Below are 15,095 nucleotides of genomic sequence, written 5' to 3'. Positions count from 1 at the left end.
CGTCAATCCTTCGCCGGCACCGCGGCGCCGGCCTCCGGCTCGACCGCGGCCTGGGTGTACAGCGGACTTTCGGGCAGCTCCTGCGCCGTCGTGCCCGACCGGAAATTGCGCAGCGCGATCCAGGCGATCCAGACGAACGGCAGCACGCCGCCGACGATCAGGATGACGTCTCCGGGTAGCCGCAGCCATTCGAGTACCGCGTTGCCCGGCTTGGTGATGTAGCCCAGCGACCGCGCCTCGAAATAGCCGTCGTTGACCGAATGGTAGAGCTGCAGCACGCCCAGCGGCAGCAGGGTGGCGAACACCATCCACGCCAGCCCGATGTTCATGCACCAGAACGAGATCCGCGCCAGCTTCTCCGGCCACTTGTCGGCCGGGATCACGTACCGGAAGGCGAACATGGCCAGGCCGACGGCGAGCATGCCGTAAACACCCATCATCGCCGCGTGCCCGTGGTTGGCCGTCAGGGCGGTGCCGATCTGGTAGTAGGACACGATGGGCAGGTTGATCAGGAACCCGAAGATGCCCGCCCCCAAGAAGTTCCAGAATCCGACCGCGACCAGGAACATCACCGCCCAGCGATGCGGGAAGGGATTGGCGTCGCCGGATTGCTGGCGCGCGCCGAGTTGCAGGAACGCCCACGCCTCGACGGTCAGGAAGGTCAGCGGTATGACTTCGGCGGCGGAGAAGAACGCCCCCAGCGCCATGTGCTCCACCGGCGTGCCGGAGAAGTACAGGTGATGCATGGTGCCGATGACGCCGCCGGCCGAGTACAGGATGACGTCGAGGAAGATCACGCCGAGTGCGATCCGCTCGCGCACCACACCGAGCAGAACGAACATGTAGGCCACCATCACGGTGGTGAACAACTCCAGGAAGTCCTCCACCCACAGGTGCACGACCCAGAACCTCCAGAAGTCCGCGACGGTGTAGTGGGCGTCGCTGCCGGCCAACAGGCCGACGGCGTAGAAGGCCGGGATGGCCAGCCCGGAGAAGAAGAACAGCCAGGGCATGTTCATCTTCGACTCGGTCTTGAGCCTGCCGCGGATGCCGCGCCAGATGATGGCGATCCACAAGAACATGCCGACGATCAGCAGGACCTGCCACAGCCGCGGCAGGTCGAGGTACTCCCACTGCTGGGAGAACAGCCCGCCCGCGGGGATCACGCCATAGATGGACAGCGCTTCACAGATCAGCGAGCCGAACACCACCACGGCGACCGCCCCGAGCAACACGTAGGCGAGCAACGCCTGACGCCTGGGTTCGCGACGCGCGATGAACGGCACCAAGAAGATGCCACCGGCCAAAAACGCCGCCGCCGTCCAGAACAGCGAGAGCTGCAGGTGCCAGGTGCGGGCGAGGTTGTACGGCAGCACGCGGGCCAGGTCCAAGCCGAAGAAGTTCGACAGGTCGGCCCGGTAGTGCTCAGCGGCCGCGCCCAGCAGCGTCTGCGCCAGGAACAGCACCGAGACGATGGCGAAGAACCAGATGCAGGCTCGTTGCGCGGGCGTCAGGCTCACCTCGCCGGGTTGGCGGAAGGACAGGGTGGACGACTCGGCGCTGTGCCAGCCGACCTTCTGGCTCCAGCGGCCGTAGACCGCGAACATGATGCCGATGCCGCCCAGCAGGGCGATCAGCGACAGCGCCGACCAGACGATCACCGGAGCGGTGGGGCCGTTGTCGACTCGCGGCTCGGCGGGCCAGTTGTTGGTGTAGGTGTACCGGTGCCCGGGGCGTTCGGCCGCCGCCGCCCATGCCGTCCAGGCGAAGAACCCGGTCAGTTCACGGATTTGCGCCCGGTCGGTGATCATGTGGGGCAGCAGACCGTATTTCGTCGAATTCTCCCCGAAGTAGGCCGCGTACCGGTTCTGGATGTGGTCGAACGCCGCGGCCTGCCGATCGGTGAACACCAACGTCTTGGTCGCCGGGTTGTAGCGGTTGGTGCGGAATTCGGTGACCACCCGATCGCGCGGCTCGCTGACACCCTGCGCCCTCAGCTGATCGGCGACGTCCTGCGTTGCCGCGCGCAGGTATTCGGCGGTGTAGTCGGGTCCCAGGTAGGCGCCATGACCGAGCACCGAGCCGTATTCCATCAGGCCGCGCGCCTGGTAGAGCTCCTGTCCGCGGGTGATGTCCTCGCCGGTGAACAGCAGCTGACCGGATTCGCTGACGACCTTGTCCGGCATCGGCATCGACGCCGAATAGGTGCGGTAGGCCAGAATGCCCATCACCAGGAAGCCGAAGATCATGACGAGGGCGACACCCTGGACCCAGCCTTTGCCGACCAGCGGCTGTGACGATGACTGTTGGGCGGAGGTCGGTTGAGCGGTCATGCGCGAGGTCTCCCGTCTAGGTGGTGGCTGTGGTGCCGCTGTCTCGCATGTCAAACAAACCCGGTTTTCGTCCGCACCCAGTATTCGGTTGCCGGCATCGCGATGGCAACAGTGAATTCGCAGCGTTTCGCGGCCAGTCGGTTCCAATGGCGCCAAATTCGAGACCGATCTCCTTGGGGGAGAGCGCTTTACGGCCAATAGCCTGAGAACGCACCGCTCAACGAAGGAAGTCGCGATGAGCAAAATGTATTCGGCTCCGGCGATTGTCGTGGGAATCGACGGATTACCCGACTCGCCGTCGCGCGCGCCGCGCTTGCCGACGCCCATCGGCCGTCGACGCGGCCGGCGAACCGCGCAAGGTGGAAGCGGACATCCTCTGGGGCAAAACGGTTTTCAAGCTGATCGGTTGCGTTCTCGTTGGTCCGCGCGGCCCTATTCCCGGTCGCCGTGATCCATCGGTCGACCAGCCGAAGGCTCGCGCAGGTCGGCACCGTCGTCGCCGAGGTGGACAACGGCACGGTGCTGCGGCACGCTTTCGAGGAAGCGAGGCTGCGCGGAGCCACACTGCGAGCGGTGTCGATCTCGCGCGATGCTGCGCTCGGAAACTTCACGGCGCCCGCGCAATTGGATCGCCGACTCGCACGGTGGATGCGGTTGTATCCCGACGCGCACGCGGAGCAGGCACTCCGTGCTCGCGATCCGCTGTGGCAACCTATGAATCGGGCTCCGGGCCGAACCGGAAATGACGACCGGTGACCTCGGTCGGGGTGATCCGCACATAGTGCGGCTTGCGCATGGCGGTCCACGGCAGTAACTGCGCGCGGTCTGCGTGTGCAATGTCCGCGTCGGTTTTCAGCAGCCGGGCGCGACCGCGGACGATGACGCTCCAGCCTTCGACGAGGTTGTGGTCGTCCACCTCGAAGACCACCGCGTGGTTCGCCACGGCCGAGAACAGTTTGGTGCCCTCGGCGGTGCGGAACAGCACGGTGCGGTCCTGCGCCACGAAGTTGACCGGAAAGATCTCGGGCTCACCGGCGAAGTTGGTGACCAGCCGGCCCAGCGTGACACTGCCCAACCGATTCCAGTTCTCGTCCTCGGTGAGTACGCTCACCGGTTCGTCGCTACGCACGACCCCAACGCTACGGAGAATCGCCGGCGTTGAGTAGGGCCGGCGATCTAGCCGTGGCTGACCCGAAGCAACTTGGCCAAGCTCGGCAGCTTGACCCGGGGGCGCCCGTGCGGCTCGCCGGCCGCCCGCTCGTGGGCGTCGATGAGCTCCCAATGCGCCGAGGTGACCAGTTTGGGCTGGCGCGAGGCCAGCCATTCGGCCAGCTGATCGGCGTGGTCGTCCGGGAAATCCGCCAGGCCGCCACCATCGGGGCGGGCGGCGCTGGCCAGGTCGGCGAGCAGCGTGTCCACGGTGTCCTGGGAGTCCTTCTTGTTGGTGCCGATGACGCCGGTCGGCCCGCGCTTGATCCACCCGACCACGTATTCGTTGCGGCTCCCGTCGACCCGGCCCCCACTATTGGGGATCGTCGCGGTCTTCTCGTCGAACGGTAGCCCCGGCGTGGGCACGCCGCGGTAACCGACCGAGCGCACCACCAGCTGCACCGGCAGCTCCTCGCGCTCGCCGGTGTCGTTGGCGGAGACCCGCCCGTTGGCGTCGGTGACGAGCTCGTTGCGGCCGAGCACAATCCGCTCCACCCGGCCCTCGCCCTTGATCTCGATCGGCGAGGTCATGAAGCGCAACACGATCCGGCGATGCCCCGGGCGCGGGGAGCGCTTCGCGTAATCACGCAGCACGTTGATGTTCTGCTTGGCCGTCTTGCCGGCCGCGGCGGCGTCCTCGTCGCTCACGCCCTCGAGCTGCGCCGGGTCGACGATCACGTCGACGTTCTCCAGATCGCCCAGCTCGCGAAGTTCGAGCGTGGTGAACGCGGTCTGCAGGGGCCCGCGCCGGCCGATGACCACCACTTCGTCGACCCCGCACGGCCGCAACGACTCCAGCGCGTGGTCGGCGATGTCGGTCTGGCCCAGCACGTCGGGATCGGTGACCAGGATGCGCGCGACGTCGAGGGCGACGTTGCCGTTGCCGACGACCACGGCGCGCGCGCCCGACAGGTCGGGCGTGGCCTCCTCGAAGTTGGGATGCGCGTTGTACCAGCCCACGAAATCGACGGCGGCGATGCTGCCCGGCAACTCCTCGCCGGGGATGTTCAGCGCGCGGTCGGACTGGGCACCGACGGCATAGATGACGGCGTCGTAACGCTCGGCGAGCTCACTGGCTTGCACGTGCTCGCCGACCGAGACGTTGCCGAAGAAACGGAACCGCGGATCTTGGGCCGTCTTCTCGAATTGCTTGCTGATCGACTTGATCTTCGGATGATCGGGCGCGACGCCGGAGCGCACCAGCCCCCACGGGGTGGGGAGCATCTCCAGCATGTCAACGGCGACATCGATGTCCTGCGACGCGTCGGCCGCCTTCAGCAAGGAGGACGCGGCGAAGAACCCCGACGGTCCGGAGCCGACGATTGCAACGTGGTACGGGCGCATTCTCGACCTTCTATTCGGGCCACGTCAGCGCCGGGGGCTTCCAAAATAGGCCGGCGCGCAACGCGGGGCGCACATGATCGTGCCTCGACTCTAAACGCATGACCGCTGGTCGTGACCTCAGCACTCGCCGGTGGCCGGGCAGGCTGGCGGCCCCCGGTAACGTTGTCGGCTGTGGAACCCGACCGTCAAGCCGACATCGCCGCCCTCGACTCCACCCTGACCACGGTGGAGCGGGTGCTCGATGTGGACGGTCTGCGCGCCCGCATCGAGAAGCTCGAACGCGAGGCTTCCGATCCTCAGTTGTGGGACGACCAGACCCGCGCCCAGCGGGTGACCAGCGAGTTGTCCCACGCCCAGGGCGAGCTGCGCCGGATCGAGGAGCTGCGGGGGCGTCTGGACGACCTGCCGGTGCTGTACGAGCTGGCGGCCGAGGAGGGCGAGGGCGCGGCAGAGGCGCTGGCCGAGGCGGACGCCGAGTTGAAGGCGCTGCAGGCCGAGATCGAGGCCACCGAGGTGCGCACCCTGCTCTCGGGCGAGTACGACGAGCGCGAGGCGCTGGTCACGATCCGTTCCGGCGCCGGTGGGGTGGACGCCGCCGACTGGGCCGAGATGCTGATGCGGATGTATATCCGGTGGGCCGAGCAGCACAAGTATCCCGTCGAGCTGTTCGACACCTCCTACGCCGAAGAGGCCGGCATCAAGAGCGCGACGTTCGCCGTGCACGCCCCGTTCGCCTACGGCACGTTGTCGGTGGAGCAGGGCACCCATCGGCTGGTGCGAATCAGCCCGTTCGACAACCAGAGCCGGCGTCAGACCTCGTTCGCCGAAGTCGAGGTGCTGCCTGTGGTGGAGACCACCGATCACATCGACATTCCGGAAGGCGATGTGCGCGTTGACGTTTACCGTTCGAGCGGCCCGGGCGGCCAATCCGTGAACACCACCGACTCCGCGGTACGTTTAACCCACGTCCCAACGGGTATCGTCGTCACTTGCCAGAACGAAAAATCGCAATTGCAGAACAAGATCTCGGCGATGCGAGTGCTTCAGGCAAAGTTGTTGGAGCGCAAGCGATCCGAAGAACGCGCGGAGCTGGACGCGTTAAAAGGCGAAGGCGGCAGTTCGTGGGGCAACCAGATGCGCTCCTACGTGCTGCACCCCTATCAGATGGTCAAGGACCTGCGGACCGAATACGAGGTCGGCAATCCGGCGGCCGTCCTGGATGGAGACATCGACGGATTCCTGGAAGCGGGAATCCGTTGGCGCAACCGAAAAGATGACGAATAACACAAGCATTCTTGCGGCCTCGATGACGCACCGTTGGCACGACTTCTGGCGGGGCGAGATCGGTGAGTGGATCATCACCAGGGGTCTGCGGATCGCCATGGTGCTGATCGCGGCGGTGCTGGCGGCGAGGTTCGTCAACTGGGTGGCACAGCAGGTGACCCGGCAGCTCAACCTCGGCTTCGCCGAAAGCGACGCGCTGGTGCGCTCGGAAGCCTCCAAGCACCGCCAGGCCGTGGCCTCGGTGATCTCCTGGGTATCGGTCGTCATCATCGGCATCTGGGTCATGCTGCAGATCGCCGACGTGCTGCAGTTCTCGGTGGGGGGTCTGGTCGCCCCGGCCACCGTGGTCGGCGCCGCCCTGGGTTTCGGCGCCCAGCAGTTGGTGAGAGACCTGCTGTCCGGCTTTTTCATCCTGGTGGAGCGGCAGTACGGCTTCGGGGATCTGGTCACCCTCACCGTCGTTGCGGCCACGGAAGCCAGCGGCACCGTCGAGAACGTGACGTTGCGGGTGACCCGGCTGCGCTCGCCGGACGGCGAGGTGCTGACCATCCCGAACGGGCAGATCGTCAAGGTGGTCAACCTGTCCAAGGATTGGGCGCGCGCGGTGGTGGACATTCCGGTGTCGACCAGCGCCGACCTGAACCGGGTCAACGAGGTCCTGCACCAGGAATGCGACCGCGCGATGGACAACCCCGTGCTGGGGGCATTGCTGCTGGATGCGCCCACCGTGATGGGGGTGGAGAGCATCGAAGTGGACACCGTCACCTTGCGAATGGTGGCCCGCACCCTGCCCGGTAAGCAGTTCGAGGTCGGCCGGCAGCTGCGTGTCCTGGTCATCCGCGCGCTGGCCCGCGTCGGGATCGTGACGGCGGCGGACGCGCGGGTGGAGCTGGTCGACGACGCGTCCGTCCCGGCCGCCGAACGGCAAACCGATAATGACGTCCAAGGTGCGGGGCAAAAGCGGTGAAATTCACCCTGAACATCCTCGAGAAGCGCGGCGACGACACGGATGCCGAACATCGCTGGCCGAATTACGTCTTCGGCGGGCGGATGCGCACGTCGACCCTGGTGCTGATCATCGCCTTTTTCCTGGTGTGGTGGACCTACGACACCTACCGCCCGGCGCCGGCGCCAAAGCCCCCGGCCCAGCAAGTGGTGCCGCCGGGGTTCGTGCCCGATCCCAACTACACGTGGGTGCCGCGCAGCCGCGTGCAGCAGCCGCCGGCGACCGTCACCTATACGCCGACCCCGACGACCACGCCGCCGCCTCCACCGCCGCCACCCCCGGTGACCACGACCACCACCACTACGCCGCCGTTCCAGATGCCGCAGCTGCCGTGCATCCTCCCGGCGCCGTTCTGCCCGCCGAGCACGAGCCCGCCCACGCCGACGCCCGAGCAACCGCAGCCGGGCCCCGGTCCGACCCCCACGACGTCGCCCCCGGCCCGTTGACTTCGCCTGCCAGCGAAAATCACCGCTACACTGGCGTGCCGTGATGATCACCCTGGACCACGTCAGCAAGAAGTACAAAAGCGCGGCCCGTCCCGCATTGGAGGACGTCAACGTCAAGATCGACAAGGGTGAATTCGTCTTCCTGATCGGCCCGTCGGGTTCGGGCAAGTCGACGTTCATGCGGCTGCTGCTCGGCGAGGAGAGCCCGACCTCCGGCGACATCCGAGTGTCGAAGTTCCACGTCAACAAGCTGCGCGGTCGTCACGTACCGAAGCTGCGTCAGGTGATCGGAACGGTCTTTCAGGACTTTCGCCTGCTGCAGCAGAAGACCGTGTACGAGAACGTCGCCTTCGCGCTGGAAGTGATCGGCAAGCGCAGTGACGCGATCAACCGCGTGGTGCCCGACGTGCTGGAAACCGTCGGCCTGTCGGGGAAGGCAAACCGGCTGCCCCACGAGCTGTCCGGCGGCGAGCAGCAACGCGTGGCGATCGCGCGGGCCTACGTCAACCGGCCGCTGGTGCTGCTGGCGGACGAGCCGACGGGCAACCTCGACCCAGATACCAGTAAGGACATCATGGATTTGTTGGAGCGGATCAACCGCACCGGGACGACGGTGTTGATGGCGACACACGACCATCACATCGTCGACTCGATGCGCCAGCGCGTCGTCGAGCTGTCGTTGGGCAGGCTGGTGCGCGACGAGCAGCGTGGCGTCTACGGGATGGACCGCTAAGTGCGCTTCGGCTTCCTGCTCAACGAGGTCCTGACCGGCCTTCGCCGCAACGTCACGATGACGGCCGCGATGATCCTGACGACTGCCATCTCGATCGGGCTGTTCGGCGGCGGCCTGCTGGTGGTACGGCTGGCCGACAACTCCCGGGAGATCTATCTCGACCGCGTCGAGACGCAAGTCTTCCTCACCGACGACATCTCCGCCAACGACGCGACGTGCGCGTCCGCTCCGTGTAAGGCGCTGCGCGACAAGGTCGATGCGCGACAGGACGTCAAGTCGGTGCGGTTCGTCAACCGGCAGGACGCCTACAACGACGCCATCAAGAAGTTCCCGGAGTTCAAGGACGTCGCGGGCAAGGACTCGTTCCCCGCGTCGTTCATCGTCAAACTCAACAACCCCGAACAGCACGCGGAATTCGACGCCGCGGTGCAGGGGCAGCCGGGGGTGCGCAGCATCCTCAACGAGAAGGACCTGATCGACCGGCTGTTCGCGGTGCTCGACGGGTTGCGGGATGCCGCGTTCGCCGTCGCGCTGGTGCAGGCGGTCGGGGCGATCCTGTTGATCGCCAACATGGTGCAGGTCGCGGCCTACACGCGACGCACGGAGATCGGGATCATGCGGCTGGTGGGCGCCAGCCGGTGGTACACCCAGCTGCCCTTCCTGGTGGAGGCGATGCTGGCCGCGTCCATCGGTGTCGCCATCGCGGTCATCGGCCTGATGTTGGTGCGGGCCTTGTTCCTGGACAACGCGCTGAGCCAGTTCTACCAAGCTCACCTGATCGCCAAGGTCGACTACGCCGACATCCTCTATATCTCGCCGTGGCTGTTTCTGCTCGGCGTGTCGATGGCGGCCCTGACGGCGTACGCGACCTTGCGCCTCTATATCCGGCGGTAGCTGTGGCCAAGGGATCCGGCCGGGCCAAGGCGGCGGGCGGCAAAGGCGGCAGCAAACAAGTTGTGGCCACCAATCGCAAAGCGCGGCATAACTATTCGATCATCGAATCGTTCGAGGCCGGGGTCGCGCTGCAAGGCACCGAGGTCAAAAGCCTGCGCGAGGGCCAAGCTTCGTTAGCTGACGCCTTCGCAACGATCGACGACGGCGAAGTGTGGTTGCGCAACTTGTACATTGCGGAGTACCAGCACGGTAGCTGGACCAATCATGACCCCCGGCGCAACCGAAAGTTGTTGTTACATCGGCAACAAATCGACAGGCTGGTCGGCAAGATTCGAGATGGTAACCTCGCCTTGATGCCGCTGTCTCTGTATTTCTCCGAGGGCAAGGTCAAGGTCGAACTGGCCCTTGCGCGCGGCAAAAGGGCTTACGACAAACGCCAGGACATGGCCCAGCGCGACGCACAGCGCGAAGTGGTCCGTGAACTAGGGCGCCGAGCGAAGGGCATGACCTGATCGGCGCCGCGTACGCCCAGCTGTCAGCCGTTACGTACGGTGTCAGCGATTTTGTGGGCGGTGTCGCAGCTCGGCGGGTGGCCGCGCTGCGCGTCATGCTGGTCGCCTATCCGATCGAGACAGTCCTACTCGGTGTGATGGCCATCTTCGTCGGTGGCCCTATTCATGTCGGGGCCGTTCTGTGGGGGACCCTCTACGGAATCGGCATGGCGTTCGGCATGTGGGCGTTCTTCGCGGCGCTGGGTTCGGGACCGATCTCCGTCGTCTCACCGCTGGCGGCCGTGCTGAACGCCGCGGTACCCGTCGCAGTGGGTATGGCTCTGGGGGAGCGGCCGGGGCAGGCGGCCCTGGTGGGTGTCGTGCTGGCCCTGGGGGCGGTGATGCTGGTCAGCCGCGAGGCCCCCGTCGAGGGGACCCCATATCGGTTCACCCCAAAAGTGGCCTGGCTCACGGTCGTTGCGGGCTCGGCGATGGGACTGAACCTGGTGTTTCTGCACCAGGCACCCCACGTCTGCAAGCTCTGGCCGCTGGTGTTCGCCCGGGTGGCGGCCAGCCTGGTGATCTTCGCGATGGCCGCAACCAGCCAGAACCTGAAGATGCCGCGCGGCAAGCCGTTGCGGTTGGCGGTCGCCGTCGCCGTCCTAGACATCTTCGCCAACATCACCATGCTGGCGGCCCTGCACACCTGGCTGCTGTCGTTGGCCAGCATCCTGATCTCGCTGTATCCGGCGGCGACGGTCGTCCTGGCGATGGTCGTGCTGCGGGAGCGGGTGACCCGCTGGCAGGGGATCGGCATGGTGCTCGCGATGGGGTCCGTGGCGATGATCGCGTCGGCCTGACCGGCCTACGATCCTGACCATGGCCGATCGCCCCGTCACCAAACTCGACAAGTCCACCGTGCTCACCGGTCTGTTCGCCGTTTGGGACGACCTCGACGCGCTGTTGGCGGGCCTGTCCGAGGCGCAATGGCGGGCGGCGAGTCCGCTGCCGGGCTGGGACGTCAAGGCCTTGGTGTCGCACATGATCGGCACCGAGTCCTTCCTCGCCGGCATCGCCGCGCCCCAGCCCGACATCGATGTCTCCGTGCTGGAGCACGTGCGCAACGACATCGGAGCGATGAACGAGTGTTGGGTTCGCCATCTGGGCACCCACGCGGATGCCGATGTGCTGGAAAGCTTCCGGGCGATCACCGACGACCGGCGCGCGGCCCTGACGTCCCTGTCCGACGAGGAGTGGAACGCGGTGACGGCGACCCCCACGGGCCCGGACACCTACGGCCGGTTCATGCGGATCCGGGTGTTCGATTGCTGGATGCACGAGCAAGACATCCGCGTCGCATTGGAGCGGCCGCCCTCCGACGACGAGCTCGCCGGCCCGGCGGCCTCGCTTGCCGTCGACGAGATCGCCGCCACGATGGGCTATGTGGTGGGCAGGCTGGCCAAGGCCCCCGAGGGTTCGCGCGTCCAATTCGAGCTCACCGGCCCGCTGGCCCGCACCATCCGGGTCAGGGTCGACGGTCGGGCCGCCGTCGTCGACAGCTTCGCGGGACAAGAGCCGACGGCGACGATCCGGCTGGACGGGCTGCAGTTCACCAGGCTCGCCGGCGGCCGGCCGATGTGCCCCGCGCGCGCCCAGGACGTCGAACTCGGTGGCGACAAAGACGTGGCCGGCCAGATCGTCGAGCACCTCAACTTCGTGATCTGACCGCTCTTCGTCGCCTTTCGCGACGAACGTCGGATTGATGCGTTGATATGGGGGTTTTTCGCGCAACGAGTCGACGCTCGTGGCCGAGCGGGGAAGATAATCCCATTGCCGCTGGTTGATAGGCGGGTACCATTGATATTCCTGCCGAAAGTCGGCGGGATGCGAGGGGCTGAAAGGTTTCGACTTCGCGCATCGAATCAAGGGAAGCGTGCCGGTGCAGGCAACCGACCACCGTAAGCGTCGTTGCAAACAGATAAGCGCCGATTCACATCAGCGCGACTACGCTCTCGCTGCCTAAGCGACAGCTAGTCCGTCAGACCGGGAACGCCCTCGACCCGGAGCCTGGCGTCAGCTAGAGGGATCCACCGATGAGTCCGGTCGCGGGACTTATCGGGACACCAACAGCGACTGGGATCGTCGTCTCGGCTTGTTCGCGTGACCGGGAGATCCGAGTAGAGGCATAGCGAACTGCGCACGGAGAAGTCTTGAGGGAATGCCGTAGGACCCGGGTTCGATTCCCGGCAGCTCCACAGAGAATGTGCTGGTCAGAGCAACCAAGCTCTGGCCAGTTTTCTTTCTGATCAATTCGGCCTCGGTGGTAGGGCCGGTTGCGCTGGAGGCGCAGAATTGCCAATCATCGAAGCATTTCCGAAGTGGGGCGCTCATCGCCGGGCGGACCTAGGCATGCTTCCCGCCTGTAGTCGGGGTAAGCGGGCGCGGTCGACCTCATCACGCGCGCTTAGCGCTTGCGGCGAACAACGATGCCGTTGAGCAGGTTTTCCAGAGCCGCGAGCGAATCTCTACTCTCGCGCATCGGGTCCGCTGAGCGGGCAACCGTCATCGCGGCTTCACACATCGCGCCATGAACGAGGTGCGCCAAAGGCTCCACCCGCTGGCGCCCGAGGTGGCCGTCGGCGATCGCTTGGGAAAGACCCTGCCGGAGCAGGGAAGTGACATGCTCGTCTTCGAGCTTGCGCATCGTCTCCCAACCGAGGACTGCGGGAGCATCGATCAGCGTGATGCGCTGCACCCCTGGATCCAGCACCGCGTCGAAGAACGCTCGGCAGCCACTCAGGACATTCTGCCAGCTGCTGTTGCCGCGTCGGGCAGCGCGCAGCACAGCCTGGCCGATCGCAACCTGCTCGGCTTCATAAACCGCGGCGAACAACGCGCGTTTGCCCGGGAAGTGATGGTAGAGCGCGCCCTTGGTCATGCCGGCACCTTCGACGATGCCATCGACGGAGGTGGCGTCGAAGCCGTCCTCGGCGAATGCGCGGCGCGCCACCGACACGATCTGCTCGATGGTGACGCGCGTGCGCTCTGCTTGGGTACGCGGGCCGGTCACGGGTCTCAGCATACGCGATACATACCCAGGGTACATACTTGTGGTACATACTGTCAGTATGTATATACTGCCGGTATGCAAATCCAACGGCATGTCTGTCCGCTCTGCGAGGCCGGTTGCGGTTTGGAGAGCAGCGTGGATGCGGGCGAGGTCAGCTCCATCCGTGGCAATCGCAACCACGTATCGAGCCGCGGACATGTCTGCCCGAAAGCCTTCGGGCTCAAAGAGCTTCATGAAGATCCCGACCGGTTACGTGCACCGCATCTCCGCAGCGCCGACGGTCGGCTTCAGCCCGCGTCCTGGGAGGAGGCGTTCGCGGTCGTCGATCGACGACTCACCGCGGTCATTGACCAGCACGGCGCGGATGCCGTGGCCTTGTACCTCGGCAACCCGGTGGCACACGACTTTGCCACGACGCTCTATGGCAGCGCCGCGATGCGGGCGCTCGGCTCACGCAACATCTACACCGCGAACACCGTCGACGCGATGCCGAAATTTGTTGCCTGCCAACTCATGTTCGGCGGGATGTACACAGTGCCGCTGCCCGACGTCGACCGCTGCTCATATCTATTGATCTTGGGCGCTAACCCGATGGTGTCCAACGGGAGCCTGCTCACCGCTCCGGGTATGCGGGGACGGCTACGTGCGCTGCGGCGCCGCGGGGGGCGGTTGGTCGTGGTCGACCCCAGCCGGAGTCGAACTGCCCAAGAGGCCGACGAGCACTACCGGATCCGGCCGGGCACCGATGCACTGCTCCTGCTGTCGTTGGTGCATGTTCTGTTCAGTGAGGATCGCATCGATCTTGGCCGGCTGGGCCCGCACACTCGCGGCGTCGAAACCGTTGAGCAGGTCGCACGCGAGTTTTCTCCGGAGACCGTTGCTCCGCACTGCGAAATCCCGGCCGAGGAGATTCGCCGGCTCGCGCGTGATCTGGCCACCGCGCCGGCTGCGGCCGTGTACGGCCGCACCGGCACTTGCACTCAGCGCTTCGGGACCGTGTCGAGCTGGCTGATCGACGTCCTCAATGTCCTGACCGGCAACCTCGATCGGCCCGGCGGTGCCATGTTCGCCCGCCCTGCGGCCGATCTGCGACTGGTCACGGCGGGGCGGACGGGCACCGCGATCGGGCGGTGGCGCAGCCGGGTGCGTGGCGCCCCCGAGACTCTCGGAGAGCTGCCGCTGGCCTGCCTTGCCGAGGAGATCGACACGCCTGGAGCAGGGCAGGTGAAGGCGCTGATCACCGTAGCCGGAAATCCGGCGCGCTCAGCTCCGAACAGCTCGCGCCTCTCGGCTGCGTTCGAGCAGCTCGAACTCATGGTCAGCCTGGATCTGTACCGCAATGAAACGACACGGCATGCGCACGTACTGTTGCCGGCGCTCTCGCCGCTGACCAAGCCCCACTATGACTTGTTCTTCGGCCATTTTGCGATCCGCAACACTGCCACCTACTCACCGCCGGTGCTGCCCGCGCAGCCCGGCGACAAAGCGGACTGGCAGATCTTGCTGCGCTTGATCGGAATCCTGGCACGACAAGGCGCCACGGCCGACCTGAAGGCCATCGACGACATGGTCGCCGAATCGCTGGCGAAGGCTGTCGGCGGCGATGCGCATGGACAGCTTCGCGGCCCCGAGCGTCTTCTTGACTTGTTGTTACGCGCAGGACCCTACGGCGACGCCGATGGGCCGCTCACCCTGGCCCGGTTGCGCGAGTATCCCAACGGGATGGATTTCGGCCCACTGAGCCCACAGCTGCCCGGGATACTCAACACACCGTCGGGGCAGATCGAGCTCGCCCCACCACCGTTGGTGGACGATGTTGCCCAATTGCGCGCCAGCTTCCTCCGGCCCCGTAAACACAGCATGGTGTTGGTCGGGCGGCGTCACCTGCGGTCGAACAACTCCTGGATGCACAACTTGCCCACGCTGGCCAAAGGACCAGACCGGTGCACATTGCAAATTCACCCCACCGACGTCGCACGTCTCCAGCTCGGCAAGCACGCCCGGGTGAAGTCGCGCGCCGGCGTAATCGACGCTCCGGTGGAGGTGACCGACGCAGTGACCCCCGGCGTGGTCTCACTACCGCATGGTTGGGGACACGACGAACCAGGAACGGCTGCCGCTATCGCGGCACAACGGCCGGGAGTCAACAGCAACCTCTTGGCCGACGGCATAGAACTCGATCCACTATCCGGCACCGCGGTGCTCAATGGCATCCCGGTAGAGATCACTGCAACCCCCACACCAACGCTCGACGCCACGCAGGAGAACTCCCATGTCCACTGAGG

The 15,095-nt window shown here is 65.9% G+C and carries 13 protein-coding genes and 1 other RNA gene; 10 read left to right on the top strand and 4 right to left on the bottom strand.

The window, feature by feature from the left end; genetic code table 11:
• Window positions 1-2 precede the first annotated feature (2 nt).
• The 3 genes from OCQ_RS19395 to OCQ_RS19385 all read right to left on the bottom strand — a co-directional run bounded on the left by OCQ_RS19395 (window position 3) and on the right by OCQ_RS19385 (window position 4,886).
• Entirely contained in the window at window positions 3-2,333 is a 2,331-nt protein-coding gene (locus OCQ_RS19395) for a nitric-oxide reductase large subunit (RefSeq protein ID WP_009954273.1), read from the bottom strand.
• A gap of 712 nt (window positions 2,334-3,045) precedes the next feature.
• Entirely contained in the window at window positions 3,046-3,462 is a 417-nt protein-coding gene (locus OCQ_RS19390; RefSeq protein WP_009954272.1) for a pyridoxamine 5'-phosphate oxidase family protein, read from the bottom strand.
• 47 nt (window positions 3,463-3,509) lie between these two features.
• The gene (locus OCQ_RS19385) at window positions 3,510-4,886 is read right to left on the bottom strand and encodes an FAD-dependent oxidoreductase (RefSeq protein ID WP_009954271.1); all 1,377 of its coding nucleotides are present in this window, start codon (window positions 4,884-4,886) and stop codon (window positions 3,510-3,512) included.
• A 171-nt stretch (window positions 4,887-5,057) separates the two neighbouring features.
• Between OCQ_RS19385 and prfB the strand changes: the two genes are divergently transcribed.
• The 9 genes from prfB to ssrA all read left to right on the top strand — a co-directional run bounded on the left by prfB (window position 5,058) and on the right by ssrA (window position 11,998).
• A complete protein-coding gene (gene prfB, locus OCQ_RS19380; protein WP_009954269.1) occupies window positions 5,058-6,170 on the top strand; it encodes a peptide chain release factor 2 in 1,113 nt (370 codons plus the stop codon).
• Entirely contained in the window at window positions 6,160-7,137 is a 978-nt protein-coding gene (locus OCQ_RS19375) for a mechanosensitive ion channel family protein (RefSeq protein WP_026071243.1), read from the top strand. The genes prfB and OCQ_RS19375 overlap by 11 nt, the downstream gene beginning before the upstream one ends.
• On the top strand, window positions 7,134-7,622 hold the full coding sequence (locus OCQ_RS19370; RefSeq protein WP_014380843.1) for a hypothetical protein: 489 nt from the start codon (window positions 7,134-7,136) through the stop codon (window positions 7,620-7,622). The genes OCQ_RS19375 and OCQ_RS19370 overlap by 4 nt, the downstream gene beginning before the upstream one ends.
• A 43-nt stretch (window positions 7,623-7,665) precedes the next feature.
• Entirely contained in the window at window positions 7,666-8,355 is a 690-nt protein-coding gene (ftsE, locus tag OCQ_RS19365) for a cell division ATP-binding protein FtsE (RefSeq protein ID WP_020415574.1), read from the top strand.
• Window positions 8,356-9,249 (top strand): permease-like cell division protein FtsX, encoded by an 894-nt coding sequence (gene ftsX, locus OCQ_RS19360; RefSeq protein ID WP_014385564.1) that lies wholly within the window; start codon window positions 8,356-8,358, stop codon window positions 9,247-9,249.
• Window positions 9,250-9,251: 2 nt separating this feature from the next.
• Window positions 9,252-9,761: an SsrA-binding protein SmpB gene (gene smpB, locus OCQ_RS19355; protein ID WP_009954261.1), complete on the top strand. Its 510-nt coding sequence runs from the start codon at window positions 9,252-9,254 to the stop codon at window positions 9,759-9,761.
• A 95-nt stretch (window positions 9,762-9,856) separates the two neighbouring features.
• Complete coding sequence (locus tag OCQ_RS19350) at window positions 9,857-10,600, top strand: EamA family transporter (protein WP_434089309.1); 744 nt, start codon at window positions 9,857-9,859, stop codon at window positions 10,598-10,600.
• Between the two features lie 19 nt (window positions 10,601-10,619).
• Complete coding sequence (locus OCQ_RS19345) at window positions 10,620-11,465, top strand: maleylpyruvate isomerase family mycothiol-dependent enzyme (RefSeq protein ID WP_014380840.1); 846 nt, start codon at window positions 10,620-10,622, stop codon at window positions 11,463-11,465.
• A gap of 165 nt (window positions 11,466-11,630) precedes the next feature.
• Window positions 11,631-11,998: a transfer-messenger RNA gene (gene ssrA, locus OCQ_RS26230) on the top strand.
• A 206-nt stretch (window positions 11,999-12,204) separates the two neighbouring features.
• Here ssrA and OCQ_RS19340 read toward each other — a convergent pair.
• A complete protein-coding gene (locus OCQ_RS19340) occupies window positions 12,205-12,810 on the bottom strand; it encodes a TetR/AcrR family transcriptional regulator (RefSeq protein WP_014385562.1) in 606 nt (201 codons plus the stop codon).
• Between the two features lie 75 nt (window positions 12,811-12,885).
• Here OCQ_RS19340 and OCQ_RS19335 point away from each other — a divergent pair, with 75 nt between their 5' ends.
• A complete protein-coding gene (locus tag OCQ_RS19335) occupies window positions 12,886-15,093 on the top strand; it encodes a molybdopterin-dependent oxidoreductase (RefSeq protein ID WP_080588038.1) in 2,208 nt (735 codons plus the stop codon).
• The last annotated feature ends 2 nt before the right edge of the window (window positions 15,094-15,095 follow it).

The sequence above is a fragment of the Mycobacterium paraintracellulare genome (assembly GCF_000276825.1).
In the GTDB taxonomy this organism is placed as follows: domain Bacteria; phylum Actinomycetota; class Actinomycetes; order Mycobacteriales; family Mycobacteriaceae; genus Mycobacterium; species Mycobacterium intracellulare.
The sequence above is the reverse complement of the archived record's forward strand: the minus strand, read 5'-3'. Positions and strand labels throughout refer to the sequence as shown.

Coding starts and splice junctions, on each gene's coding strand:
- OCQ_RS19395 (WP_009954273.1), bottom strand. CDS start 2,333: ATGACCGCTCAACCGACCTCCGCCCAACAGTCATCGTCACAGCCGCTG.
- OCQ_RS19385 (WP_009954271.1), bottom strand. CDS start 4,886: ATGCGCCCGTACCACGTTGCAATCGTCGGCTCCGGACCGTCGGGGTTC.
- OCQ_RS19375 (WP_026071243.1), top strand. CDS start 6,160: ATGACGAATAACACAAGCATTCTTGCGGCCTCGATGACGCACCGTTGG.
- ftsE (WP_020415574.1), top strand. CDS start 7,666: ATGATCACCCTGGACCACGTCAGCAAGAAGTACAAAAGCGCGGCCCGT.
- OCQ_RS19350 (WP_434089309.1), top strand. CDS start 9,857: ATGCTGGTCGCCTATCCGATCGAGACAGTCCTACTCGGTGTGATGGCC.
- OCQ_RS19345 (WP_014380840.1), top strand. CDS start 10,620: ATGGCCGATCGCCCCGTCACCAAACTCGACAAGTCCACCGTGCTCACC.
- OCQ_RS19335 (WP_080588038.1), top strand. CDS start 12,886: ATGCAAATCCAACGGCATGTCTGTCCGCTCTGCGAGGCCGGTTGCGGT.